Raw genomic sequence first — 22,889 nt, 5'->3', positions numbered from 1 at the left:
CGACCCGGGTCGGCGCTACGGGTCCCTGGTGCTGGCCCCGGCAGTTCCGGCAGGTTGCCAGACAAACTGGTAATGCGCCGGCGGCACGCCCGGCCGCACCTTGTGGAACGGCAGGCGGATCGACTGCATGGCCAGCGCCGGCCTGCCCGTGCTCGCGCTGGCCCACCAGCCTGGTTCCAGACGGTCTTCGCGCGAAATCAGCAACCAGCCCTGTCCTGCCGTGCGCGCGCGCGCCAGGTGGCTGGCGACACAGGTGGCGACGTCCTTGCCCGACATGCAGGCATTCACAGGGGCTCGGGGGAATCGGGTGAGCAGCGCGCCCGCCAACATGTGGTCGGCAGCGATGATGGGGCTGACACCGTCGTAGCCCGCCTGCCGCAGCGCGTGGCCCAGTTCCACCACTGGATGGTTGAGTTCGTCCGGGTGGCCGCGCAGGCCGGTGATCCAGGGACGCAGCCCCGCAGCCAACAGAAAGAGGAGCGCGATGCAGACGACGGCAGCGCTGTAGCGGCCAGCACGCGGGTGGTGCTGCAGCTCCGGCCGCGCTGTGAACACCGCCAGCGGTACCATGCACAACAGCGGCAGCACCCAGCGGCCCTTGAAATGGGTCACGCCTGCCGCCAGTACCATGCCCAGCAGGGCCAGCAGGGCCAAAAGGACGTAGCGCACAAAGATCTGCTGCGCCCAGGGCGCGGCGGGCGCCAGCGGCCAGCGCCACCAGGCCGAGCGAAACACCGCCAGCGCGACCAGCACCCACAGCGCCAGCATGCCGGTCAGGTTGCCCAGCAAGGCCAGCAGTCCCTTGCCCAACGCCCGCTCGGGCTGGATTTCCATCTTGGCCAGGGTGCCCGCTGTGGCCTCCTGCAGGTGCGAGGCCAGCCAGACCGCATGCGGCAAGACCACCAGTCCGCCCACGATCAGCACCCACCACCAGCCGCGCGCCAGCAATGCCCCCCTGGCCTGCGGCACCGACAGCGCCGCCACCAGCATGACACCGATGACCAGCGCAAAACTGTATTTCGCCAGCAGGCCCACCCCGCACACCAGCCCCAGCAAGGCAAAGTCCACCGGCCTGGGCCGCTTGACGATGCGCAGCAGCAGCCACCAGGCACCACAGGCCATGGCGGTCACCAAGATGGAGTGCGTCTGGTCGCGGACCGAATCCCAGCCCAGGGCGGGAAACAGCAGCATGCTGGCCGAAGCCCACCACGCGCCGCGCTGACCGAGCAATTCGCGCCCGGCCAGCCACATCAGCGTGTAGGTCAGCGCGAGCAGCATGTGCTTGAGCAGCGACAGCGCCAGCACAGAAGGGCCGAACACCTGGTTGGTCAGCCATTGCAGCCAGGTATAGAGCGGCGGCTGGGCGCCATAGCCCAGGGCCAGCTCCTGCGACCACAGCATCTGTTCGGCCTCGTCCCATTTCAATGCGGGCGACACCGCCACCCGCACCACGACATGCGCCAGTGCAATCGCCAGCAGCCAGGCCAGTGGATGCGCCATCAGGGATCGAAAAGACAACGGGGTGCGGGGCGCTGCAGAAACGTTCATGTTCTCGGGGGCTGGACGTTGCGCCGCCAAGACCGGCTGCCGGCGCGGGTGGCGGCAGTGCAGGGCACAATCGCGGCATTATCCCTCTCCCGCCGCAGTTGCCCATGAATACCGCCCGCACCGTGACACCCGATGTCTCCATCGTGGTGCCGATCTACAACGAGTTCGATAACCTGACCGACCTGGTGGAGCGCATCGCCCAGGCCATGGCGCAGCAGGCGCTCACGTTCGAACTGTTGACGGTGGACGATGGCTCCTCGGACGGCAGCGTGGACAAATTGCGCGAGCTGGCCGCCACGCGCGCCTGGCTGCGGCCCGTTTTTCTGGCCCGCAACTATGGCCAGTCCAGCGCGCTGCAGGCCGGCTTTGACCGCGTGCGCGGCCGCTATGTGGTCACGCTGGACGCCGACCTGCAAAACGAGCCCGACGACATCCCGCTGCTGCTGCAGCGGCTGGAGACCGACCCCCGCGTGGACATGGTGTCCGGCTGGCGCAAGGACCGGCAAGACGCCGAGCTTTCGCGCAAGCTGCCCTCGCGCATCGCCAACTGGCTGATCTCGCGCTCCACCGGCGTGTACCTGCACGACTATGGCTGCGCGCTCAAGGCCTACCGCCGCCCCTTCATCGACCGCATCCGTTTGTACGGGGAACTGCACCGTTTCATCCCGTCGCTGGCCAAGGAAGCCGGTGCGCGCATCACCGAAGTACCGGTGCGCCACCATGCGCGCACCCGCGGCGTGTCCAAGTACGGCATCGACCGCACCTTCCGCGTCATCCTGGACCTGATCCTGATCGTGTTCTTCATGCGCTACCGCCAGCGGCCGCTGCACGCGTTCGGCGGGCTGGGCCTGTGGCTGATCGCGCCGGGTTCGCTGATCCTGCTGTGGCTGCTGGTGGAAAAGCTCATGGGCGAGGCCATCGGCGGCCGGCCGCTGTTGCTGGCCGGCATGATGCTGGTGCTGATGGGCGCGCAGCTGGTCGCCGCCGGGCTGATCGGCGAGATGCTGATGCGCATCTACCACGAGGCCGGCAACAGGCCGCAGTTCCACGCCGAAGAGCATCATTCAGAGACAACTGAAGCGCCCGTACAGCAAGCGCCAGCAGCTACCAAGATAGTCGCTTGAAACCGTCCCGAAAAATCCTGCTGCGCGCCCTTCTGGGGCTGGCGCTGCTGGGCGCGGTGCTGGCGCTGGCCGACCCGCGCCGGGTGCTGGCGAGCCTGGGGCAGGCCCATCCGGGCTGGCTGCTGGCAGGGCTCGCCGCCGCGATCGCCTCCAACCTCGTGTCAGCGTTGCGCTGGCGGGCGCTGGCGCGCTGGCTGGGGGCGGACATGGGCGTGCGCGACGCCGTTCGGTGGTACTTCCAGGCCATCGGCCTCAATGCGCTGCTGCCGGGCGCGGTGGTGGGTGGCGACCTGTACCGCGCCGTGGTGCTGCGCCGCACCGGGCAGGACGCAGGGGCCTCCAGCTGGTCGGTGGTGCTCGATCGCGTGAGCGGCCTGTGGATGCTGTGCGCCATGGGCGGGCTGGGCGCAGCCGCCAGCGCCGATGCGCTGGGCGCGGCACTGGGACTTTCACCCGCACTGCTGCGGGGCGTGGCACTGTGCGGCACGGCGCTCTGGCTGGTGCTGCCCTGGTGCCTGCCGGCACTGCTGCGGCGTGGCGCCAGCTGGAGATGGCTGGCGCCATTGCGGACAGCGGCGGTGCGGCCGGATTTTCAGCGCCAGCTCGGCTGGCAGGCCTTGGCTTCGGGAGCCGTCCAGGGGCTGTCGGCGGCGGCACTGGCGGCGGGGGGGCTGGCGCTTGGCATACAGCTGCCGCCTGCTGCATGGGCCTGGGCCATTGCCCCCGTGTTCCTGATGGCGGCGCTGCCCGTCAGCGTGGGCGGCTGGGGTACCCGCGAGGCGGCGGCGGTCGCCGCGCTGGCGCCGTTTGGTGTTGCGGTGCCTGCCGCCGTGGGCGCCGCGATGCTGTACGGTGTTTATGGCCTGGTGCAAGGTGCGCTGGGGGCGCTGGCGTTCGGCCTGCCGTCGCGCGGCAAGGCGGTTGCAGCGATCGACCCGGCGCAAGACGGCCACGAACACTGAGGTACTGCCACCGCCTCAGCGCCCCAGCGCCTTGGCGCTGACGCCGGCAATGCCCCAGTTTTCCTTGGGAACATCGTGAATCCACACGCGCACGTTGGCCGGCGGCGCACCCACGGCATCGACGAGGGCCTGGGTCACCTTCTCGATGACGGCCTTCTTCTGCTCTTCGGTGCGGCCTTCGATCATGTAAATCTGGGCAAATGGCATGGGGATGTCCTTGGGTTTCTCAAAGCATGGGCGGGATTCAGTGCCGGCGGGCGATCAGTCGAGCTTGATGCCCAGTTTCTGGATCAGGCTGCCCCAGCGCGTGTTTTCAGCGCGAATGAACTCGGCAAACTGCTGCGGCGTGTTGACCTTGATGTCGGCGCCGATGTTCTCGAAAGCCGCCAGGGCGGGCGCGGTGGCTGCGCCGGTTTTCCAGGCATCGGCCAGCTTGTTGACGATGTCGCGCGGCGTGGACGCCGGCGCAATCAGGCCGAACCAGGTCACCACATCGAAGCCGGCAACGCCCTGCTCGGCCACCGTGGGCACGTTGGGCAAGGCACGCGAGCGCTGGGCCGAGGTCACGGCAATCACCTTGAGCTTGCCCGACTTCACGTTGGGCAGGGTGGTGGTCAGCGAGCTCTCGAAGCTCAGGGGAATCGTGCCGGCCAGCAGGTCCTGGGCGATCTGGCTGGTGCCCTTGTAGGGGATGTGGGTGAGTGCGATGCCGGTGGTGGATTGCAGCAGCTCGGCCGCCAGGTGGGTGCTGGTACCGATGCCCGAGGTGCCGTAGCTGAGCTTGCCGGGGTTGGCCTTGGCATAGGCGATCAGCCCCTTGAGGTCATCGAACGGCGCGCTCGGGTGCGCCACGATGGCGCAGGGCGTGAACCCCACCAGCGACACCGGCGCCAGGTCTTTTTCCACGGAGAACGACAGCTTGGGATAGAGCGTGGGCGCAATGGCCAGGCTGCTGATGGCCGACAGGCCGATGGTGTAGCCGTCGCCCGCCGCCTTGGCCACGGCGTCGGTGCCGATGTTGCCGCCGGCCCCGGCCTTGTTCTCCACCACCAACTGCTGGCCCAGCTTGTCGCCCATCACCTTGGCCGCCGTGCGGCCCATGATGTCGGTCGGACCACCCGGCGGGAACGGCACGATCAGCTTGATCGGCTTGGCGGGCCAGGTGTCCTGCGCCCAGCTGGCCAGTGGGAACGCTGCCAGGGATGCCGACAGAGCGGTGCCCATGCCGGTGGCGATGAAATGTCTCCGTTGCATTTTTTCTTCCCTCTTTTGTCACACAAAACGAACCGACACGCTGCCCAGGTTCTGGATGCGCAGCGTGACGTTGTCTCCCGCCTGCACCGCCACGGCCTCGGTGATCCCCCCCGACAGCACCAGGCTGCCGGCCGGCAGCGACTGGCCGCGCCGGCCCAGGTGGTTGACCAGCATGGCCACGGCGGCCGCCGGGTGCCCCAGCACCGCGGCGCCGGCGCCCAGGGCCACGGGCTGGCCGTTCTTTTCGAGCACCACGCCGAGCGTGCGCAAATCCACGCCGCGGGCCGAGGCAATGCGCCCGCCGACCACGAAGCGCGCGGCCGAGGTGTTGTCGGCCACCACGCTCTTGAGGTCGAACTTGAAGTCGCGGTAGCGGCTGTCGATGACTTCGATGCCGGGCAGCACGACATCGCTGGCGGCCAGCACGGCGCCGATGTGGCAGCCGGGGCCCTGGAGTTCGGTGCGGGTGATGAAGCAGATCTCGGGTTCGACCTTGGGGTGGATCAGGTCGCCGACCTGGATCTCTGCGCCTTCGGGCACGACGAACTCGTCCACCAGGAAGCCGAAGACCGGGTCGGTCACGCCCATCTGCTTCATCTTGGCGTGCGAGGTCAGGCCCGCCTTGTAGCCCACCACGCGGGCGCCGCGCGCCAGCTTGCGCGCCAGGATGCGGTCCTGGATGGCGTAGGCGTCGTCCCAGTCCATGTCGGGATGGGACTCGGTGATCTTGAGGGTGTCCTGGGCCTTCAGCTGGCAGTTTTCCAGGTGATCGGCCAGCTGGTCGAGGGTGGATGCGTTCAATGCCATGTTCTTGTCCTTCAAGCTGTCTGCAGGCCGCGCGCCTTGGCGAGGGTGAGCGCGGTGTCTTCGATCATGTCTTCCTGGCCGCCAACCATGCCGCGGCGGCCCATTTCAACGAGGATTTCGCGTGCCGGCACGCCGTACTTCTGGCTGGCGCGCTTGGCGAACAGCAGGAAGGAGCCGTACACGCCGGCATAGCCCAGCGTGAGCGCGTCGCGGTCGATGCGGATGGGGAAGTCCATGATGGGCACCACCAGGTCTTCGGCCACGTCCTGGATCTTGAACACGTCCACGCCGGTCTCGATGCCCATCAGGTCGCACACCGCCACCAGCACTTCCATGGGCGTGTTGCCCGCGCCGGCGCCCAGGCCGGCGGCAGCGGCGTCGATGCGGCTGCAACCCACCTCGATGGCGGCCAGGCTGTTGGCAACGCCCATGGCCAGGTTGTGGTGGCCGTGAAAGCCCAGTTCCGTCTCGGGCTTCAAGGCCTGGCGCACGGCGCCGAGCTTTTCCTTCACGTCGTGCGGCAGCATGTGGCCGGCCGAGTCGGTGATGTAGATGCAGTTGGCGCCGTAGCCCTCCATCAACTTCGCCTGCGTGACCAGGCCTTCGGCACTGTTCATGTGGCTCATCATCAGAAAGCCCACGGTGTCCATGCCCATCTTGCGGGCCAGGGTGATGTGCTGCTCGCTCACGTCGGCCTCGGTGCAGTGCGTGGCCACGCGGATGGTGCTGACGCCCAGTTCGTGCGCCATCTTCAGGTGGTCCACGGTGCCGATGCCGGGAATCAGCAGCGCCGAGACCTTGGCCTGCTTCATCAGGGGCACCACGGCGCCCAGGTATTCCTCGTCGGTGTGGGCGGGAAAGCCGTAGTTGACCGAGCTGCCGCCCAGGCCGTCGCCATGGGTGACCTCGATCAGGGCCATGCCGGCGGCGTCCAGACCGGTGGCGATGGTCTTCATCTGCGTGAGCGTCATCAGGTGGCGCTTGGGGTGCATGCCGTCGCGCAGCGTCATGTCGTGCAGGCGGACTTTCTTGCCTTGGAGGGTGTTGGTCATGTGCGGTTTCTCCTTACGCAGCCAAGGGTTCGAGCGTGAGCGAACCGGACAGGATTTCTTCGGCAAACATCTCCGCCGTGCGGGCGGCGGCAGCGGTCATGATGTCCAGGTTGCCGGCGTACTTGGGCAGGTAGTCGCCCAGGCCCTCGACTTCGAGGAACACGCTCACGCGCTTGCCGTCGAACACCGGACCATTGACCAGGCGGTAGCCGGGCACGTATTTCTGCACTTCCTTGAGCATCGCGTGGATGGACTCGGTGATCCTGGCCTGGTCGGGCTCGTCTTCGGTGAGGCAGTGCACGGTGTCGCGCATGATCAGCGGCGGCTCGGCCGGGTTGATGATGATGATGGCCTTGCCCTTCCTGGCGCCGCCCACCTGCTCGACCGCGCCGGCCGTGGTGCGGGTGAACTCGTCGATGTTCTTGCGCGTGCCGGGGCCTACCGACTTGGACGACACGGTGGCCACGATCTCGCCGTAGGCCACGGGCTGCACACGCGAGACTGCCGCGACCATGGGGATGGTGGCCTGGCCGCCGCAGGTGACCATGTTGACATTCATCTCGGCCTTGCCAACATGCTCCTTCAGGTTCACAGGCGGCACGCAGAACGGGCCGATGGCGGCCGGCGTGAGGTCGATCATCAGCGCGCCCTGGGCGTTGACCTTGCGGCTGTTTTCGGCATGCACATAGGCGCTGGTGGCGTCAAAGACGATCTGCACGCCGTCCTGCCGCATGTGGGGAATCAGGCCGTCCACCCCTTCGGCGGTGGTCTTGATGCCCATCGCGCGGGCGCGCTTCAAGCCGTCGGACTCGGGGTCGATGCCCACCATCCAGACGGGCTCCAGTACCGGACTGCGCTGGAGCTTGGCCAGCAGGTCGGTGCCGATGTTGCCGGGCCCGATCAGGGCGCATTTGATCTTCTTGCTCATGGAAATTCCTTGTGTCAGACGAAGCGGACGGAGCAGCCACCGATGCCGCCCATGGTCACGCGCAGGCTGTCGCCAGCGGTCACCGGCACCATGATGCCGAGCGAACCCGACAGCACGACCTCACCCGCCTCCAGCGCGATGCCGTGCTGGCCCAGCGTGTTGGCCAGCCAGGCGACGGCATTGGCCGGGTGGCCCAGCGCAGCGGCTCCGGCGCCGGTGGCGACGATGTCGCCGTTCTTCTCCAGCACCATGCCGACGGTGGCCAGATCAACATCGCGCGGATCGACCAGGCGGTCACCCAGCACGAACACGCCGCACGAAGCGTTGTCGGCCACGGTGTCCTGGATCTTGATCTTCCAGTCCTGGATGCGCGAGTCGACGATCTCGAAGCAGGCCATCACGCCCTCGGTGGCGGCCAGCACGTCGGCGGCCGTGATGCCGGGGCCCTTCAGCGTCTTTTTCAGCACGAAGGCGATCTCGCCCTCGGCCTTGGGCTGGATCAGCGTGCTGGCGGGGATGGCCTGGCCTTCGTTGTAGACCATGCCGTCGGTGAGCCAGCCAAAGTCGGGCTGGAACACGCCCAGCATGTCCATCACCGCCTGGCTGGTCACGCCGATCTTCTTGCCCACCACGCGCTCGCCGGCGGCCAGGCGGCGCGCCAGCATGCGTTGCTGGATGGCGTAGGCGTCGTTGATGGTGATATCGGCATGGCGCGCGGTCAGCGGCGCCACGGTGCGGCAGCCCTTCAAGGCGTCGTAGAGCTCGTCGCCGAGCTGCTCGATCAGTGGTGCTTGCATGAAGTCCTCGATCTCAAAGGGAATGGGGTTCGTCGGTTGCAGCCTCGGCCAGGAAATCGCCCACCAGGCGGGTAAAGCGCGCGGCGTGTTCGATCTGCGTCCAGTGCCCGCACTGGCCGTACACGTGCAGCTGCGAGCGCGGGATCCAGTTGGACAGCGTCAGCGAGGTGGACAGCGGGATCACCTGGTCGTCGCGCCCATGCACCACCAGGGTCTGGTGCGGCAGGGCGCGGATGTCTTCTTCGCGGCTGGCCATGGCGTCCACCCAGCGCTGGCGGGGCGCGGGGAACATGGCCGAGAACGACTCCTGGAAGCCCGGGCGGATGCTGGCTTCGTAGCGCATGCGGGCGAGGTCGTCGCTCATCAGCCCCTGGTTGAAGGCAAAGTAACCCATGATGGCGCGCATGTTCTGCACCGACGGGGTATAGCCCCACACGGCGTCCAGCCCCTGCGTGATGGGAAAGTGCACGCCCACGCTGCCCATCAGCACCAGGCGGCGCACGCGTTGCGGGTGGCGGATGGCCAGCGCCAGGGCCAGTGCACCGCCAAAGGAGTTGCCGACCAGGTCGGTTTTCTCGATGCCCAGCGCGTCCAGCAGGCCCACGGCCTGGCGTACCCAGCTGTCCATGTCATAGCGCTGGCCTGCCGGGCGGTCGGTGAAGCCGAAGCCGACCATGTCGGGCGCGATCACGCGCGCCTGCTTGGCCAGCTCGGGCATCACCAGGCGCCAGTTGGCCCATGCCGACACGCCGGGGCCGGAGCCGTGGATCATCAGCAGCGGGTGGCCGCTGCCCAGGTCGTGGTAGTTGGTGCGGATGCCCGCTGCTTCGATGCGGTGCCCGATCTCGGGGTGGGAGGCGGTGGCGCTCATCAGAAATATCTCTTTGCTACTTTTATAGGAGCATCTAGCGCTTGCCGAGCAATCTCTAGAAGCCGATTTAACTTAAAACTTCACCATCACGTTGCGCAGATCGGTGTAGAACTCCAGCGAGTGCACACCGCCTTCGCGGCCGATGCCCGACTGCTTGGAGCCGCCGAACGGCGTGCGCAGGTCGCGCAGGAACCAGGCGTTGATCCAGCACAGGCCCACCTCGATCTGCTGCGCCAGGCGGTTGGCGCGCGCAAGGTCCTGCGTGAAGACGGCGGTGGCCAGGCCGTAGCGGTTGGCGTTGACCTTGCCCAGCACTTCTTCTTCGCTGTCGAAGGGACTGATGTGGCAGCAGGGGCCGAAGATTTCTTCGGTCACCACGGTGGCGGTCTCGGGCAGGCCGGTCCAGATGGTGGGCTGGATCCACGAGCCGTTCTTCAGGTCGCCGGGCATGTCGGGGATGCCGCCACCGGTGACGATGGTGGCGCCCTGCTCCTTGGCCGTCTGGTACAGGCCCAGCACCTTGGCCTGGTGCTTCTTGCTGATCAGCGGGCCGATCTTGGTGTCCTTGTCGAAGGGCAGGCCGGGTTTCATGCTCTCGGCGCGGTCCTTCAGTGCGGCCACGACCTTCTCGAAGATCGGGCGCTCCACGTACACGCGCTCGGTGCCCAGGCAAACCTGGCCGGCGTTCTCGAAGCACGAGCGCGTCAGCGTGTCGATGGTGGTCTGGAAGTCGCAGTCGGCAAACACCACGGCGGCGTTCTTGCCGCCCATCTCCAGCGACACCGGGCGCACGCCATTGGCGGCCGCCTTCATGATGATGCTGCCGGTGCGCGTTTCGCCGGTGAAGGTGATGCCGTTGACGTCGGGGTGTTCGGTCAGGAAGGAGCCGGCGGAATTGGCGCCAAAGCCGTGTACCACGTTGTACACGCCCTTGGGCATGCCCACCGCGTTCATCACCTCGCCCAGCAGCGTGGCGGTGGCGGGGGTTTCCTCGCTCGGCTTGACGACCACGGTGTTGCCGCAGGCCAGCGCCGGGCCGACCTTCCAGGTCATCAGCAAGAGCGGCAGGTTCCACGGGCAGACCACGGCGATGACGCCACGCGGCACGCGCACGCCGTAGCTCAGCGCGGTCTTGCCGTCGGGCGTGCGCATGTTGAACGACTCGGTGGCCGTGCTCTTGATGGTGTCGATGAAGATCTGGAAGTTGGCGGCGCCGCGCGGAATGTCCACATGCGAAGCCAGGTGGTGCGGCTTGCCGGTGTCGGCAATCTCGGCCTGCAGGAAGTCGTCGAAGCGGCGGTTGATCTCGATCGCCACGGCGTCCAGCAGCTTGCAGCGCTCGGCGACCGACAGTCGGCCCCAGTCGCCCTTGAGCGCCGCTTTGGCCGCGGCGACAGCGGCATTGACTTCCACCTGGCCGGCTTCGTAAATATCGCCGATGACGCTGCCGTTGACCGGGTTGATGTCCTGGAACGTCTTGCCGCTGGTGTTGCGAACATATTCGCCGTTGATGAAATTCAGAATCTGTTGCATGGTGACTTTCTTATCTCGCAAGCACTGACTGGCTGTAAAGATAGGGTGGGAGGCTCATACTGTCCAATACCAAATTTTCCAAATCTGATACCTTCGAGGTATTAAAAAAAGGAGATGCACAGTGGATTTGCGCCAGATGAAATACTTTCTTGCGCTCGCCCAGGAGCTGCACTTCGGCCGGGCAGCAGCGCGGCTGCACATGGCGCAGCCGCCCCTGACACGGCAGATCCGGGGGTTGGAGGACGAACTGGGAACCCCTTTGTTCCTGCGTACCGCCAAGGGCGTGGAGCTGACCGCCGCCGGCCAGGCACTGCTGGACGAGGTGCCCAACATCCTGTCGCTGACGCAACGCGCGCGCGACCGCACGCAGCAGGCCGGGCAGGGGCTGATCGGCCTGCTCGACGTGGGCATCTTCGGCTCGGGGGTGCTGGACGTGATCCCCCGGCTGCTGGCCACCTTCCACCAGGCACGTCCCGAGGTGCGCATCGAACTGCACAACCTGACCAAGGGCGAACAGTTGCAGGCGCTGCGCGAGCGCCGCATCACCATCGGCTTCAACCGGCTGGTGCCCCCCGAACCCGGCTTGGAGGTACTGAACGTGCTCCAGGAAACACTGGTCGTCGGCCTGCCGGAGACCCATCCCCTGTGCGCACGCCCGGAGATCACGCTGCGCGACCTGGACGGCGAGCCGATGATCGTCTACCCCAACGCCCCCCTGCCCGGGCTGGCCCAGGAGGTGGCCAGCGCCTTCCACCGCGAGGGCATTCGCCTGAACGTGGTGCAGGCGGTGGAAGATGTACTGACCTGCGTGGCCCTGGTGGCGGGCGGTTTTGGCGCCTGCATCACCACCCATTCGGCCACCAGCCTGCGCCTGCCGGGTGTGGTGTACCGGCCGCTGCGCTCGCGCCACCTGCGCGACATCGAGCTCAGCTGCCTGTACCGCACCGACGACATGTCGCCGGTGCTGGCGGCATTTCTGGAGGTGGTGGGTGCGTTTTCCAACGCCCAGAGCAAGAAGGGCCAGGACGCGGGCGGGCGGGATTGACCCTGCCGGGGCCATGGATGGTAGGTCGGCCATGGTCTTCCCGTCACGCCCCGGAAGGCGCAAGCCCCAGCGCCTGCAAGCCGGCGACCGCGATGGCTTCGTCCTGCGCTTCGCTGCCACCCGAGACGCCGATGGCGCCGATGCGCATGCCGCCCTCCACGATGGGCAGTCCGCCCCCAAAGGCGACAAAGCGCGGGCGCAACACCAGCCCCTCCCGCACCGCGGGTGAATGCTGTTGCAGGACCGCATGCCACTGGGAAGTCGGCAGACCAAAGCCCGTGGCGGTGTAGGCCTTGTCGATGGCGATATCGACCGAATGCAGCGGCGCACCGGGCATGCGCACGAACGCCGCCAGAACCCCGGCGGCATCGACCACCGCCACGTTGACCTGCACGTCCAGGGCGGTGGCGGCCTGCACCGCTGCCGCCACGGCGCGCAGGGCCGCAGTGGCATCGATCACGCGCTGCTCCCGGCTGAGAGAGACAACACCGGATCCAATGCTGGGATCTGGCATGGACATGGCGTTCAGAAGGCCTTGACCATCGTCAGCCGCACCAGGTTCCCCTTGGGCTGCGGGCCGGTGCCGGCTTCGGCGCGAAACTCCTTGTAGATCGCGCCCTTGAGGAACACCCCTGCGGACGCAATCGGATACACCAGCTCGGCGCCCAGCGCGTGCCGCGAGGACCGGTCGGCGCTGGCGCCCGGACCGCTGTCGTTGCTGGCCTGCCACTGGCTGTAGCCCACCACCCCCGCCTGCACCGTGCCAAACACCTTGGCCAGCCCCCACTCCACCGTGGCCTGGTTGCCATGGCGAAAGCCACTGTCGTTCTTGCCATGGCGCTCGAAACGCATCAGGGCCGAACCCGAAATCGTCTTGGCGGCATCGAAGTAGTAGGTCGCACCACCGGTCAGCATCGTGCTCTTGAAGCCCTTGCCCGCCGATGCCGGATCGTCGGTGTTGCCCGAATCCAGCCACATGCCGGCGGCAGCCACGGCATCCCACTGCGCGCCGTGCCAGCCCAGCACCAGGGGGCCGACGTAAACGTCGCCCACACCCGAACGGCTGTCCGCGATGCCCGCGGCATTGATGGTGAGCGAGGTGCGCACCAGCGGCACGATGGCCTCGACACCGTAATCGGCGCCCAGCACCTTGTGGCCCGTCATCCAGACAAAGCGATTGGCCAGCGCGGTGACGGTGCCGCTGTTGTGCCCCGGCAGGTCGGTGCTGGAGCCCGGTGCGCGAAAGCTGTTGATGTTGTAGTTCACCACATAGCCCAGGTAATAGAAGCCAGGCGGCGGCACGCTGGCGGCCTGGGCACCTTCCACACCGGGAACGTAATGGCCTTCCGCCTGGGCGGCCAGGGGCGCCAGGCTGCCCAGACCCGCCAGCAGGGCGGTCGCTGCAAATGTTTTCTTCATGGGTTTTCTCGTACAACGAAGCAAAGAGGAAATAACGGAGCCGGGGCGCCGCTTCAGGTGTACACGTCCGTGAAGGACGCCACCAGTTCACCGGTGTGGAAGAAGATCCCGCTGCCCAGCTTGTCTTCGCTCCAGGTGGTCACGGGGCGGTCGGGCTGCGCCAGGTAACCGAGGCCGGCAAAGGTTTCGTTGCGGTTGCCGCTGGGGTCGAAGAAGTAGATGGTCTCGCCGCGCGTGATGCCATGGCGCGTGGGAGCCACGTCGATCTTGACCTTCTTCTTGGCCATGACATCGGCGGCCTTGAGCACGTCATGCCACGAATCCAGGAAGAACGCGATGTGGTGCAGGCCGCTGACCGGGCCGCCCACAAAGGCGATGTCGTGCGGCGTGGTGGTGCGCGCCATCCAGGTGGCGGCCTGCATGTCGCCCTGGGGGCCGACCAGCACCTGCTCGGTCAGGAAGAAGTCCAGGCATTCCTTCATGAAACGCGTGTTGTCCTGCACTTTGTTGATGCCCGCCTCGGGGTTCATCTCGCACATCAGCAGCAGGTGGTCGAGCCAGTGCGCGCCCGCGCCCCGGATGCCGTCGGGCCAGGGATCGGGATTGACGGTGCCCACGTCGGTGCCCACGTATTCCTTCATGGCATACAGGCGCATTTCGTGGCCGCTGGGCAGGTGGAACTGCAGCATGCGGCCGGTGGAGGGCAGCGTGCCTTCCGGCAGCAGCGTGGTCTGGATGCCCCAGGCCTCGATGCGGGCCTGCAGCGCCTCCAGGTCCTCGTCTTTCTCCACCTTGTAGGCGACGTGGTTCAGGCCCGCACGGTCGCTGGGCGTCAGGATGATCGAGTATTTGTCCCACTCGTCCCAGCACTTCAAATAGACGTTGCCGGCGTTGTCCTTCATGACCGTCTTGAGGCCCAGGACCTCTTCGTAGTGCTTGACGGCAGCGGCGATATCCATGACCCGCAGGCTCGCGTGGCCGATTCTCAGTACACCCATTTCATGTCTCCTTTGGTTGGTAAATCTTCATTGGTTCAAGTGGCAGGGCGTTGCGCCACCGAGGTGGTGCTGCCCAGAAAAGGTTTGCGCAATCGGGCGGCCACTTCCAGGCACACCGCCTGGGTGGGCGCCACGCGGCAGGCCAGCGTGTAGCCGTTGGCTTCTTCTTCGGTGCTGACATGCGCCCGGCTGACGGGCCCGAGCGACTGCACCGCCCCTTCCACAATGCGCACCTTGCAGACCCCGCAGCCGCCGTTGACGCAGCCGGCCGGGATGCCCTTGCGGCCCAACCGCAACATGCCGGCCAGCAGGCTTTCGTTGGTGGCACAGTCAAAACAGTCGCCGGTCTGCGACACGCTGACGCGCACTTGCGAACAGGGGTTGGCTCCCATGGCGGCTCCTAGATGGTTTTGAACAAGGGGCTGCGCGCCTGCTGCGCATCGGCGGCCGAGAGGAATTTCTCGGTGTAGATGTCGCGCTCGAACAGGCGCCCCTGCATCAGGGCGCCGATACAGGCTTCGATCATGGGCGGGGGGCCGCACAGGTAGGCCTTGTGGCCGGCGAAGCTGCCACCAAAGTGCGCCTTGGCCGCTTCGTGAACAAAGCCGCGCGCGCCGTTCCAGCCATCGCTCCCGGCGGCGTCCGAAAGTGCCGGCACGTAGGTGAAATGGGGATGGCGCGCTGCGAGGGCGCGGAACTCGGCGTCGTAGTACAGCTCCTGCGCGCTGCGCTGCCCGTACACCAGCGTGATGGGCTGCGTGCAGCCACTGGCCAGCAGCTCCAGAATCATGGCGCGCGGGCTCGACAGGCCCGAACCGCCCGCCATGAACACCATGGGCATGGCGGCCGAACGGCGCACAAAGAAACGGCCGTAGGGCCCGGTCAGTTGCAGCCGGTCGCCTTGTTTCAGCGACTCGTGCAGCCAGGTGGTTCCAGCGCCGCCGGGCACCTGGCGCACGTTCAGCTCGATCTCGCTGCTCTGGCCATCGGCACCGGGCGCATTGGCAATCGAGAAGGCGCGCCCCCCGTCAACGCCCGGAATCTGCACCTGCACATACTGCCCGGCCTGGTAATGGATGGACTGGTCCAGGCGCAGGTGCAGGGCCTTGATGGTCGGTGTGAGCTGCTCGATGCGCGCCACCGTGGCGGTGAAGTCACGCACCGGGATCACCTGGGCATCGGGGTCGTCGTCGAAGTCGGCCTCGATGGTGGCGTCCGACTGCAGCGTGGCACAGCAGGCCAGTGTCTTGCCGTCGTCGCGCTCCATTTCCATCAGGGCGAACGGATTGGCCGCGCCATGGTCCACCTCGCCATCGGTCACCTGCACCTTGCAGGTGCCACACAGTCCGTGGCCGCAGGCGTGCGGAATGTAGATGCCCTGGCGCAGCGCGGCGTCCAGCAAAGTTTGGCCTTCTTCCACCTCGATGGTGGCGCCCAGGGGTTCGAGAGTCAGTTGATAGCTCATGGCATGTCCTGGACGACGGGGCTGCCCGAAAGCGGCACCCGTCGTCTGTGCGGGCTGGTACGGTTAACTGAAAGACCCCTGGATACCCGTCAGCCCCGGCGTGCGAAAGCTGATCATGTCCTTGTGGCCCAGGCCGTTGTCGGCCAGGCTTTTGGCCGGATCGGGCGTCCAGGGCTGGCCCGACTTGAACCACTGCGTGGCGTTCCAGTCGATGCGGGCAAAGTCGGGGTGCACGCCGTACACGCCGGGCAGCACCGCCTGGCCGATCGCCCCAAAGGGCATGTCGGCAGGCAGGGGCAGCGCCACCGGGCAGGGGAACATCAGGTGCTCTTCCCAGCCGATGAAGAGCAGGGGCGCCGGGAAGTTGGTGCGCACGTCCTTGGCGGGAAAGTCGTAGGGCTTGAGGGCGGTAACGCTCATGGCCGGGCTCCTTGGTCTGCGGCGGCCGTTTCGCCGGGCGATGGATCGCCGCGCCAGGCCGCAAAGTTTTTCTGGTCTTCCGAGCCCTCGAAGTCGAAGTTGTCGCGGCCCACGTTCAGACCGTACCAGTCGAGCACGGCCAGCAGCGGATCGAAGCCTTCGGCGGTGGGGTCCACGCCGGGCTTGAAGCAGTGGCCCTGGTAGATCTGCTGCACCGGCAGCCAGGACTGCACGTACTTCTCGGGCTCCTGCTCGAACACGTTCTTGCATCCGTCGCTGCAGAAGTGGTACTTGTCGCCCTGGTATTCGGTCTCGCGGTGGCAGATCTGGGTGGGGTCGCCCGGTTCGGTGAAGAGCAGCGGAATCTGGCAGGTGTTGCACAGCATCGGCAGCGTCTTGCTGTAGATGCGCCGACCAGCCTTTTGCTCTTCGCGCAGGTACTCGAAGCGCGGGCGGTAGTACTTGTCGAAGGTATCGGGGTACTTCTCGCTGAGCCACTGCATCTCGTCTTCCTTGGGAATCCAGGTGTGGAAGGGGGCTGCAGCGCCGTAGTTGTAGAACGTGTTCCAGGCCTGATGGCTGATGTGGTCCTTGCCCTCGCAGGCCTCTTTCCAGCCCTTGGGCTCGCGGATGCCGTAACGTGCCAGGTCGCGGAACAGCGCGCCGCCGTTCTCCTCGACATACATCTCCCAGCTCTCTTTCCAGCTCATCACGCGCTTGGGCAGCATGTAGTCCTGCATCATGGCCACCAGCGTGAGCAGGCGGTAGCCGCGCCAGAACCATTTGTCGATCCAGCGCTGCACGATGGGCACGTTGGCAGGGTCCTGCTCCAGCATGAACTTGATGCACTCGATGCCCAGGGTCATGTGGCGCGACTCGTCGGACTGGGCCGAGAAGCCGAACGTCACCGTGGACATGTCGCCGTTGTGCGCCGCACCCGACATGAAGGGCACGAACAGCAGGTTGGTCAGCACGTACTCGAACGAGAAGCTCACGGCGGTGAGAAACTCGAACGGCCCGCCCGACAGCGCATCCTCGAAGAACGACTTGGGCACCGACAGGTACCACACGCGGTCGAACCATTGCGTTGGCTGGTGCAGGCCGTTGAAGTACTTGTTGTAGTGCGACAGCGCGTGCGTCTCGGTCTGGTAGTGGCGCAACTCGTCAATCGACTGCATCTGCGCCGCCACGCGGGCCCCGGCGCCGGTGAAGTGCCGGCCCACATGTGCAAAGCCGCGGTGCGCGTAGTACTCCAGCGGCGTCACGCCCTGGATGAACAGCTTGAGCGCATTCACGTAGCGTGCATCCGAGATGCCGAGCTGCCCGTTGTTCTGCGCAAAGGCCTCGATCACGGCGTAGAGTTTCTTTTCCTTCTCGCCCTGGTACTTCCAGTAGGCATCCATGGTCAGGCGAAACGGGTCTTCCCACTTGTCCCAGTCGTGGATTTTGATGCCTTCGTACTGGTCGAACGGAAAGACCTTTTCCATTGGCTGGTAGGTGGTGTCCCAGGCCAGTCCGCGCGTCATGGCGGCGTAGCGGTCCTTGAGGCCCAGTTTCTTCTTGATGACAGGTGCGTCCATGGTTTGTCTCCTAGTGGTTTCGTGCAACGGCCCGCAGGCTCAGTGTTCCCAGCTCAGTGAAAACTCGTCGTCGTCTTCGTCGATGTATCCGGACAGCGTCACCAGGTTGACGTGCAGCTGCTGCAGGTTGAAGCGCTGGCCGGTCTGCTCTTCGATGGTTTCGCGGCGGATCACGAGGCGACCGGGCGCGTTGATCTTCACGAGCCCCGGTGGATAGGTGGCGCTGGCCTGGGCGTTGTCCGCCAGGATGGCGTCCACGACCGGGCGGGATTCTTCGTTGTCCTGAAAGGCGATGAAGACGCTGGAGACGACGGGTGCGGCAGGGGTGTTCATGGGGGTGACTTCCTTCACAGGGCCAGGCCCGACTTGCGCGCCCGTGCATCCAGCGCCGTGCGCACGGCGGCCAGGGCCACGCTGCCTTGCGCCCCCAGCGCCATGTCCGCCACCGGTGCCAGCACGGCCTGCGCCAGGTCGGCATAGGTCTTGAACCAGCCGGTGATCAGCGCCCGGTTCTCGTCCGACGCGGCGGCAGCCACCTTGGTGACAGCATCCACCCAGCGCGCGCTCTCGTCATGCCACTCGGGCATGAAGGCCGTCAGCATGGCCACCGCCGTGCCGCCCTGCACTGCCAGGCGGTCGTCCACGAAATGCGTGTAGACCAGCGGGTACAGCAGGCCGTCAAGGACCAGGTCCTGCACCACGAACAGCTCGAACGGGTCGTTGATGACCAGCATGTCCTCCACCAGCCGGCGCAGCGGCTGCCAGCGCGGGTCGTGCAGCCAGTCGTTCTTGCCCGCGTCGAGCGCGCCGGGCTCGCCCAGGGCCAGCCCCAGGCGCGTGAGGTACTGCGCCACGGCCAGTTGGTCCATGGCATGGAACATGGCTGGCGCCGTGAATGCCGTGCCATAGCCGCGCGAGCAGATCGTGCTGTTGTTCATGTTGCCGCCCCAGGCCACATGGCGCAGCGGCATGAGCACTGCGCAGGCGGCGGCGCGCTGCGCGTCGGGAATCTTGTCGATCAGCCCCCGCGACTCCACGAACTGGTAGTTGGCCTCCATCGCCTCCTGCTGGCGCGCACGCGCCATGGTCCAGTTGGCGTAATAGAACTGGCGCGGGTCGCGCAGCGCATCCCAGTCGGCCAGCTTGACGGCCGTGCGTGCGGTGTCGAACAGCTCGAATTCGGGTTCCCAGGTCGGACGGTAATGGAAATGCGCGGTGGGCTGCACGCCCACCGTGGCTTCCAGGTAGCGCGACGCGGGTTTGTCACCCGTGTACGCGGCCACGCGGGCGAAGGTGCTGCGCAAAGGCTGGATTTCGCGCGCCTGCAGGTCAATGTTCATGTGCGGTGTCTCCTCAAACGATGGTGGTGGTGCGGTCGTCGATCGGATCGCCGAGGGGGCGCACCTGTTGCGCCCGACAGAACGCCTCGAACGCGCGCTGCGGCAGCATCAGCTCCACCGCCAGCTCCGGCCAGCCGATCGAAAACTCGAACTCGATAAAACCGTTGTCCCGTCTTTTCAGCACACGGACGAACTTGCGCGACACGTCGCATTGCAGGCTGTCGGTGGCCAGTGGTTCTGGGTTCATTGCGGGCTCCATGTTTTGGCTTTAGCCCGTCAACAGGTGCACGGGCCGTGCCAACTGTCGATAAAACGACTTCAATATCGATAAAACAAGGGTTAGTCCCTACAAAACTCCGTGCCGGGAAGCTGCCGCACACCCCTGGCGGCTGCGCAGCCGCGCCTTGTCCGCAAGATGCCGCGGTGCAGCATGATCAAATGCTCAAATCCACCGAGCAGGAACTGATGAAATGGTGAATTCGACCGGCACTGGGGTCATACCCGATGGCGCTCATCATTCTTTTTATCGATAGTGCGCCCATGCCTGCCTCCGCCCTGCCTCCGCTGCCTCCCGATATCGATCTGCGCCGCCTGGTGCATTTTTCTGCGGGCGACGGCCGCATCTGGCTTTCGGGCCAGCGCATGCTGCTGGTCCATGCGGCCGCACTGGGCGCCCTGCGCCGGGAGCTGATGAACACCCTGGGACCGGCGCAGACCCGCCGCCTGCTGATGCGCGCGGGCTATGCTTCGGGCGAGCGCGACGCGCAGCTTGCGCGCCAGGTGCGCCCCGAGGCATCGCTGTTCGAGATGTTCTCGGTCGGTCCCCAGCTGCACATGCTGGAAGGCGCGGTCCAGGTCACCCCGCAGGTCTTTGAACTCGACCAAGCGGCGGGCCACTTTCGAGGGTTTTTCCGCTGGGACCACAGCTGGGAGGTCGAGAGCCATGTGCGCGACTTCGGCCCCCAGGATGACCCCGTCTGCTGGATGCTGCTGGGCTATGCCTCGGGCTACACCAGCGCATTCTTTCACCGCGCGGCGCTCTTCAAGGAAGTGCAATGCGCGGCCTGTGGACACGGGCACTGCATGATCGAGGGCCGCTTCCAGCACGAGTGGCCCGACGGGGACGCGATAGCACGCGACTACGACGCCGAATCGGTGCTGGTCAAGCTCGACGAACTGCAGTCGCAGGTGCAAACCCTTCGCACCCAGCTGCAACCCGCCGATGAGCTGGGGCCGCTGGTGGGGCGCTCGCACGCATTCGAGCAGACCGTGGCGCTGCTGCGCAAGGCCGCGCAGACGCAGGTCACGGTGCTGCTCACGGGCGAAACCGGTGTGGGCAAGGAGCGCTTTGCCCGCGCGCTGCACGCCATGGGCGCACGGGCCGACAAACCCTTCGTGGCCGTCAACTGCGCGGCGCTGCCCGCCGAGCTGATCGAGAGCGAACTCTTCGGCGCCGAGAAAGGCGCCTACACCGGCGCCGCTGCCACGCGCATCGGCCGCTTCGAGCGCGCGCACGGCGGCACCCTGATGCTCGACGAGCTGGGCGAGCTGCCCCTGCCCGCGCAGGCCAAGTTGCTGCGCGTGCTGCAAAGCGGCGAGATCGAACGCCTGGGCGGTACCCAGGTGCGCAAGGTGGATGTGCGCGTGGTGGCCGCCACCAATGTGGACCTCGAAAAAGCCGTGGCCGAGGGGCGCTTCCGGCGCGACCTGCTGTACCGCCTGAACATCTATCCCATCCGCATTCCCTCGCTGCGCGAACGCACCGACGACATCGAACTGATTGCCATGCACCTGCTGCAAAAGTATGCGGTGCAGCACGGCAAGCGCATGGCGGGCTTCACCGACCGGGCCCTGCTGGCGATGCGCGCCCATGCCTGGCCAGGCAATGTGCGCGAGCTGGAGAACCTGATCGAGCGCGGTGTCATCCTCACCCCGTCGGACGAGAGCGTGGACGCCGATGTGCTGTTTCCGCACATCACGATGCAACCGGGCGCCACCGTCAATGCCGCCGGCACGCTGGAGCGCACCGCCACCCCCACGGCCCAGGCCACGCAGCTCTATGACCAGCTGCAAAGCAGCGGCCTGACCCTGGAGGCCCTGGAAGACACACTGATCCGCGAAGCCGTGGCACGCGCCGGCGGCAATCTCTCGGCCGCCGCGCGCGCGCTGGGCCTGACGCGCCCCCAGTTGAGCTACCGGCTGTCGCGCCTGAACGAACGCGCGCAGACCTGACTCCACCACGGACCACCATGGCCAAACGTCCCTATCTGCACGCGCTGAACACCGACAACGACCTTGCAGGCGCGGGCGACACCATCTCGCGCACCCTGATCGAGCAGACCTATGCCGAATTGCGCGACGACATCATCGAAGGCCGGCTGGAGCCCGGCAGCAAGCTGCCGATCGAGCACCTGCGGGTGCAGTACAACGTGGGCGCCGGCACGCTGCGCGAAGCCATCACCCGGCTGGCCAGCGATGCGCTGGTGACCACGGAGGGGCAGCGTGGCTTTCGCGTGGCCCCGATCACGCTTGAGGAACTGGAAGACATCACCCGCCTGCGGGTGCATGTCGAGATCGATGCGCTGCGCCTGTCGATCCGCAACGGCGGAGCGCACTGGCGGGCCGCGCTGCGCCAGAGCTACGACGCCATCTCGGCACTGGAACAGCCCTTTCAGACGGTGCACCGGCGCCGGTGGGAAATCCTGAACGTGCGTTTTCATGAGGCCCTGCTGGCCGGACAGGAGTCGCCATGGACACGCAAGGTACTGGGCCTGCTGGCGCGCCATGGCGAGCGCTACCGCCGCTACGCCATGGGCCTGCCCGGCTCGGTGCGCGACGTGCACGCCGAGCACACCGAGATCTTCGAGCAGGCCATCGCCGGCCGCGAAGCCCGCGCGGCGCTGGCGCTGGAAGCCCATATCCGCGCCACACCCGACCTGCTGGCGCAGGCGCTGCGCAACGGCCAGCTGACCTTGCCCACAGGGGCCACCCCTGACGCCGCGCCCGCACCGATGGCCGGCTGAACGTTTGCGCTATCGTTCGGGCCTGCCGCCGCGGCACCAGAACGCTCTCCTCCATGCTCCAGTACCTCACCATCCCCGTCACGCCCTTCCAGCAAAACTGCTCCATCGTCTGGTGCAGCGCCACCCGCAAGGCCGCCGTCATCGACCCCGGCGGCGACCTGGACCTGCTGCTGGCCGAGACCCAGCGACTGGGCCTCGCGCTGGAACAGATCTGGCTCACCCACGCCCATATTGACCACGCCGGCGGCACCGGAGAGCTGGCCCAGCGCCTTGCGCTGCCCATCGTGGGGCCGCACCCCGGCGACCAGTTCTGGATTGATGGCCTGCCGCAGCAAAGCGCGATGTTCGGTTTTCCGCCCGCGCAGCACTTCACGCCCACCCGCTGGCTGCACGACGGCGACCAGGTGCAGATCGGCCACGAAACGCTGAACGTGCGCCACTGCCCCGGCCATACACCGGGCCATGTGGTGTTCCATGCGCCGCAGATCGACCGGGCCTTTGTGGGCGACGTGCTGTTTGCCGGCAGCATCGGCCGCACCGACTTCCCCCAGGGCAACCACCAGCAGCTCATCGACAGCATCACGCAGCGCCTGTGGCCCATGGGCGACCAGACGGTGTTCATCCCCGGCCACGGGCCGGAAAGCTCGTTCGGACGGGAGCGGCAGAGCAACCCTTATGTGGGCGGCACGTGAGGAATGACGGAAGAGACTTTTAGCTATTATT

25 protein-coding genes are annotated in these 22,889 nt (G+C 66.6%); 6 read left to right on the top strand and 19 right to left on the bottom strand.

Annotated elements, in window-relative coordinates:
- Positions 1-15: 15 nt before the first annotated feature.
- Positions 16-1,500, bottom strand: coding sequence for an ArnT family glycosyltransferase (locus AC1Q5S_RS13865; protein ID WP_303835497.1), 1,485 nt, complete (start codon positions 1,498-1,500; stop codon positions 16-18).
- A 152-nt stretch (positions 1,501-1,652) separates the two neighbouring features.
- Here AC1Q5S_RS13865 and AC1Q5S_RS13860 point away from each other — a divergent pair, with 152 nt between their 5' ends.
- Together AC1Q5S_RS13860 and AC1Q5S_RS13855 are read left to right on the top strand one after the other, a co-directional pair.
- Positions 1,653-2,672, top strand: a complete 1,020-nt coding sequence (locus tag AC1Q5S_RS13860) for a glycosyltransferase family 2 protein (RefSeq protein WP_303835498.1) — start codon at positions 1,653-1,655, stop codon at positions 2,670-2,672.
- A complete protein-coding gene (locus AC1Q5S_RS13855; protein ID WP_303835500.1) occupies positions 2,669-3,634 on the top strand; it encodes a lysylphosphatidylglycerol synthase transmembrane domain-containing protein in 966 nt (321 codons plus the stop codon). The genes AC1Q5S_RS13860 and AC1Q5S_RS13855 overlap by 4 nt, the downstream gene beginning before the upstream one ends.
- 15 nt (positions 3,635-3,649) lie before the next feature.
- On the opposite strand, the gene thmT is transcribed toward AC1Q5S_RS13855, so the two are convergent.
- From thmT to AC1Q5S_RS13815, 8 genes are all read right to left on the bottom strand, one after another.
- Positions 3,650-3,841 carry a 2-hydroxymuconate tautomerase gene (gene thmT, locus AC1Q5S_RS13850; RefSeq protein ID WP_026434975.1) on the bottom strand — a complete coding sequence of 64 codons (192 nt, stop codon included), beginning with the start codon at positions 3,839-3,841 and terminating at the stop codon, positions 3,650-3,652.
- Positions 3,842-3,895: 54 nt separating this feature from the next.
- Positions 3,896-4,888: a Bug family tripartite tricarboxylate transporter substrate binding protein gene (locus AC1Q5S_RS13845; RefSeq protein ID WP_303835504.1), complete on the bottom strand. Its 993-nt coding sequence runs from the start codon at positions 4,886-4,888 to the stop codon at positions 3,896-3,898.
- A gap of 18 nt (positions 4,889-4,906) precedes the next feature.
- Positions 4,907-5,695: a 2-oxo-3-hexenedioate decarboxylase gene (gene dmpH / locus AC1Q5S_RS13840; protein ID WP_303835506.1), complete on the bottom strand. Its 789-nt coding sequence runs from the start codon at positions 5,693-5,695 to the stop codon at positions 4,907-4,909.
- An 11-nt stretch (positions 5,696-5,706) separates the two neighbouring features.
- A complete protein-coding gene (dmpG, locus tag AC1Q5S_RS13835) occupies positions 5,707-6,747 on the bottom strand; it encodes a 4-hydroxy-2-oxovalerate aldolase (RefSeq protein WP_492239009.1) in 1,041 nt (346 codons plus the stop codon).
- Positions 6,748-6,760: 13 nt separating this feature from the next.
- Positions 6,761-7,675 carry an acetaldehyde dehydrogenase (acetylating) gene (locus AC1Q5S_RS13830; protein WP_303832943.1) on the bottom strand — a complete coding sequence of 305 codons (915 nt, stop codon included), beginning with the start codon at positions 7,673-7,675 and terminating at the stop codon, positions 6,761-6,763.
- A 14-nt stretch (positions 7,676-7,689) separates the two neighbouring features.
- Positions 7,690-8,472, bottom strand: coding sequence for a 2-oxopent-4-enoate hydratase (dmpE, locus tag AC1Q5S_RS13825; RefSeq protein WP_303832942.1), 783 nt, complete (start codon positions 8,470-8,472; stop codon positions 7,690-7,692).
- A gap of 13 nt (positions 8,473-8,485) precedes the next feature.
- A complete protein-coding gene (locus AC1Q5S_RS13820) occupies positions 8,486-9,343 on the bottom strand; it encodes an alpha/beta fold hydrolase (protein ID WP_303832941.1) in 858 nt (285 codons plus the stop codon).
- A 72-nt stretch (positions 9,344-9,415) separates the two neighbouring features.
- Entirely contained in the window at positions 9,416-10,876 is a 1,461-nt protein-coding gene (locus tag AC1Q5S_RS13815; protein ID WP_026434968.1) for a 2-hydroxymuconic semialdehyde dehydrogenase, read from the bottom strand.
- A gap of 121 nt (positions 10,877-10,997) precedes the next feature.
- Between AC1Q5S_RS13815 and AC1Q5S_RS13810 the strand changes: the two genes are divergently transcribed.
- Positions 10,998-11,921, top strand: coding sequence for a LysR family transcriptional regulator (locus AC1Q5S_RS13810; RefSeq protein ID WP_303832940.1), 924 nt, complete (start codon positions 10,998-11,000; stop codon positions 11,919-11,921).
- Between the two features lie 43 nt (positions 11,922-11,964).
- Here AC1Q5S_RS13810 and AC1Q5S_RS13805 read toward each other — a convergent pair whose 3' ends face one another.
- The 10 genes from AC1Q5S_RS13805 to AC1Q5S_RS13760 form a co-directional block, all read right to left on the bottom strand.
- Positions 11,965-12,435, bottom strand: a complete 471-nt coding sequence (locus AC1Q5S_RS13805) for a heme-binding protein (RefSeq protein WP_081679583.1) — start codon at positions 12,433-12,435, stop codon at positions 11,965-11,967.
- An 11-nt stretch (positions 12,436-12,446) separates the two neighbouring features.
- Positions 12,447-13,340: a SphA family protein gene (locus AC1Q5S_RS13800; RefSeq protein ID WP_026434965.1), complete on the bottom strand. Its 894-nt coding sequence runs from the start codon at positions 13,338-13,340 to the stop codon at positions 12,447-12,449.
- 53 nt (positions 13,341-13,393) lie between these two features.
- Positions 13,394-14,338, bottom strand: a complete 945-nt coding sequence (locus AC1Q5S_RS13795; RefSeq protein ID WP_026434964.1) for a catechol 2,3-dioxygenase — start codon at positions 14,336-14,338, stop codon at positions 13,394-13,396.
- Between the two features lie 35 nt (positions 14,339-14,373).
- Complete coding sequence (locus AC1Q5S_RS13790; RefSeq protein ID WP_034711604.1) at positions 14,374-14,730, bottom strand: 2Fe-2S iron-sulfur cluster-binding protein; 357 nt, start codon at positions 14,728-14,730, stop codon at positions 14,374-14,376.
- A gap of 8 nt (positions 14,731-14,738) precedes the next feature.
- Positions 14,739-15,803: an NADH:ubiquinone reductase (Na(+)-transporting) subunit F gene (locus tag AC1Q5S_RS13785; RefSeq protein ID WP_026434963.1), complete on the bottom strand. Its 1,065-nt coding sequence runs from the start codon at positions 15,801-15,803 to the stop codon at positions 14,739-14,741.
- Positions 15,804-15,866: 63 nt separating this feature from the next.
- On the bottom strand, positions 15,867-16,223 hold the full coding sequence (locus AC1Q5S_RS13780) for a phenol hydroxylase subunit P4 (RefSeq protein ID WP_303832934.1): 357 nt from the start codon (positions 16,221-16,223) through the stop codon (positions 15,867-15,869).
- Positions 16,220-17,803: an aromatic/alkene/methane monooxygenase hydroxylase/oxygenase subunit alpha gene (locus AC1Q5S_RS13775; RefSeq protein WP_303832932.1), complete on the bottom strand. Its 1,584-nt coding sequence runs from the start codon at positions 17,801-17,803 to the stop codon at positions 16,220-16,222. The genes AC1Q5S_RS13780 and AC1Q5S_RS13775 overlap by 4 nt, the downstream gene beginning before the upstream one ends.
- Before the next feature lie 39 nt (positions 17,804-17,842).
- A complete protein-coding gene (locus tag AC1Q5S_RS13770; protein ID WP_026434960.1) occupies positions 17,843-18,136 on the bottom strand; it encodes an MmoB/DmpM family protein in 294 nt (97 codons plus the stop codon).
- A 14-nt stretch (positions 18,137-18,150) separates the two neighbouring features.
- Positions 18,151-19,143 (bottom strand): ferritin family protein, encoded by a 993-nt coding sequence (locus AC1Q5S_RS13765; RefSeq protein ID WP_303832930.1) that lies wholly within the window; start codon positions 19,141-19,143, stop codon positions 18,151-18,153.
- Positions 19,144-19,156: 13 nt separating this feature from the next.
- Positions 19,157-19,390 (bottom strand): phenol hydroxylase subunit, encoded by a 234-nt coding sequence (locus AC1Q5S_RS13760; RefSeq protein ID WP_369693239.1) that lies wholly within the window; start codon positions 19,388-19,390, stop codon positions 19,157-19,159.
- 293 nt (positions 19,391-19,683) lie between these two features.
- On the opposite strand from AC1Q5S_RS13760, the gene AC1Q5S_RS13755 reads away from it, so the two are divergent.
- The 3 genes from AC1Q5S_RS13755 to AC1Q5S_RS13745 are packed head-to-tail and all read left to right on the top strand — an operon-like array spanning position 19,684 to position 22,858.
- Positions 19,684-21,375: a sigma-54-dependent Fis family transcriptional regulator gene (locus AC1Q5S_RS13755; RefSeq protein WP_303832926.1), complete on the top strand. Its 1,692-nt coding sequence runs from the start codon at positions 19,684-19,686 to the stop codon at positions 21,373-21,375.
- Positions 21,376-21,392: 17 nt separating this feature from the next.
- On the top strand, positions 21,393-22,166 hold the full coding sequence (locus AC1Q5S_RS13750; protein ID WP_303832924.1) for a GntR family transcriptional regulator: 774 nt from the start codon (positions 21,393-21,395) through the stop codon (positions 22,164-22,166).
- Between the two features lie 53 nt (positions 22,167-22,219).
- Complete coding sequence (locus AC1Q5S_RS13745; RefSeq protein ID WP_303832921.1) at positions 22,220-22,858, top strand: MBL fold metallo-hydrolase; 639 nt, start codon at positions 22,220-22,222, stop codon at positions 22,856-22,858.
- Positions 22,859-22,889 lie beyond the last annotated feature (31 nt).

The sequence above is a fragment of the Acidovorax sp. GW835-FHT14B10 genome, from assembly GCF_058793725.1.
Note: the sequence above shows the minus strand (reverse complement) of the source record. Positions and strands in the feature narration are given on the sequence as shown.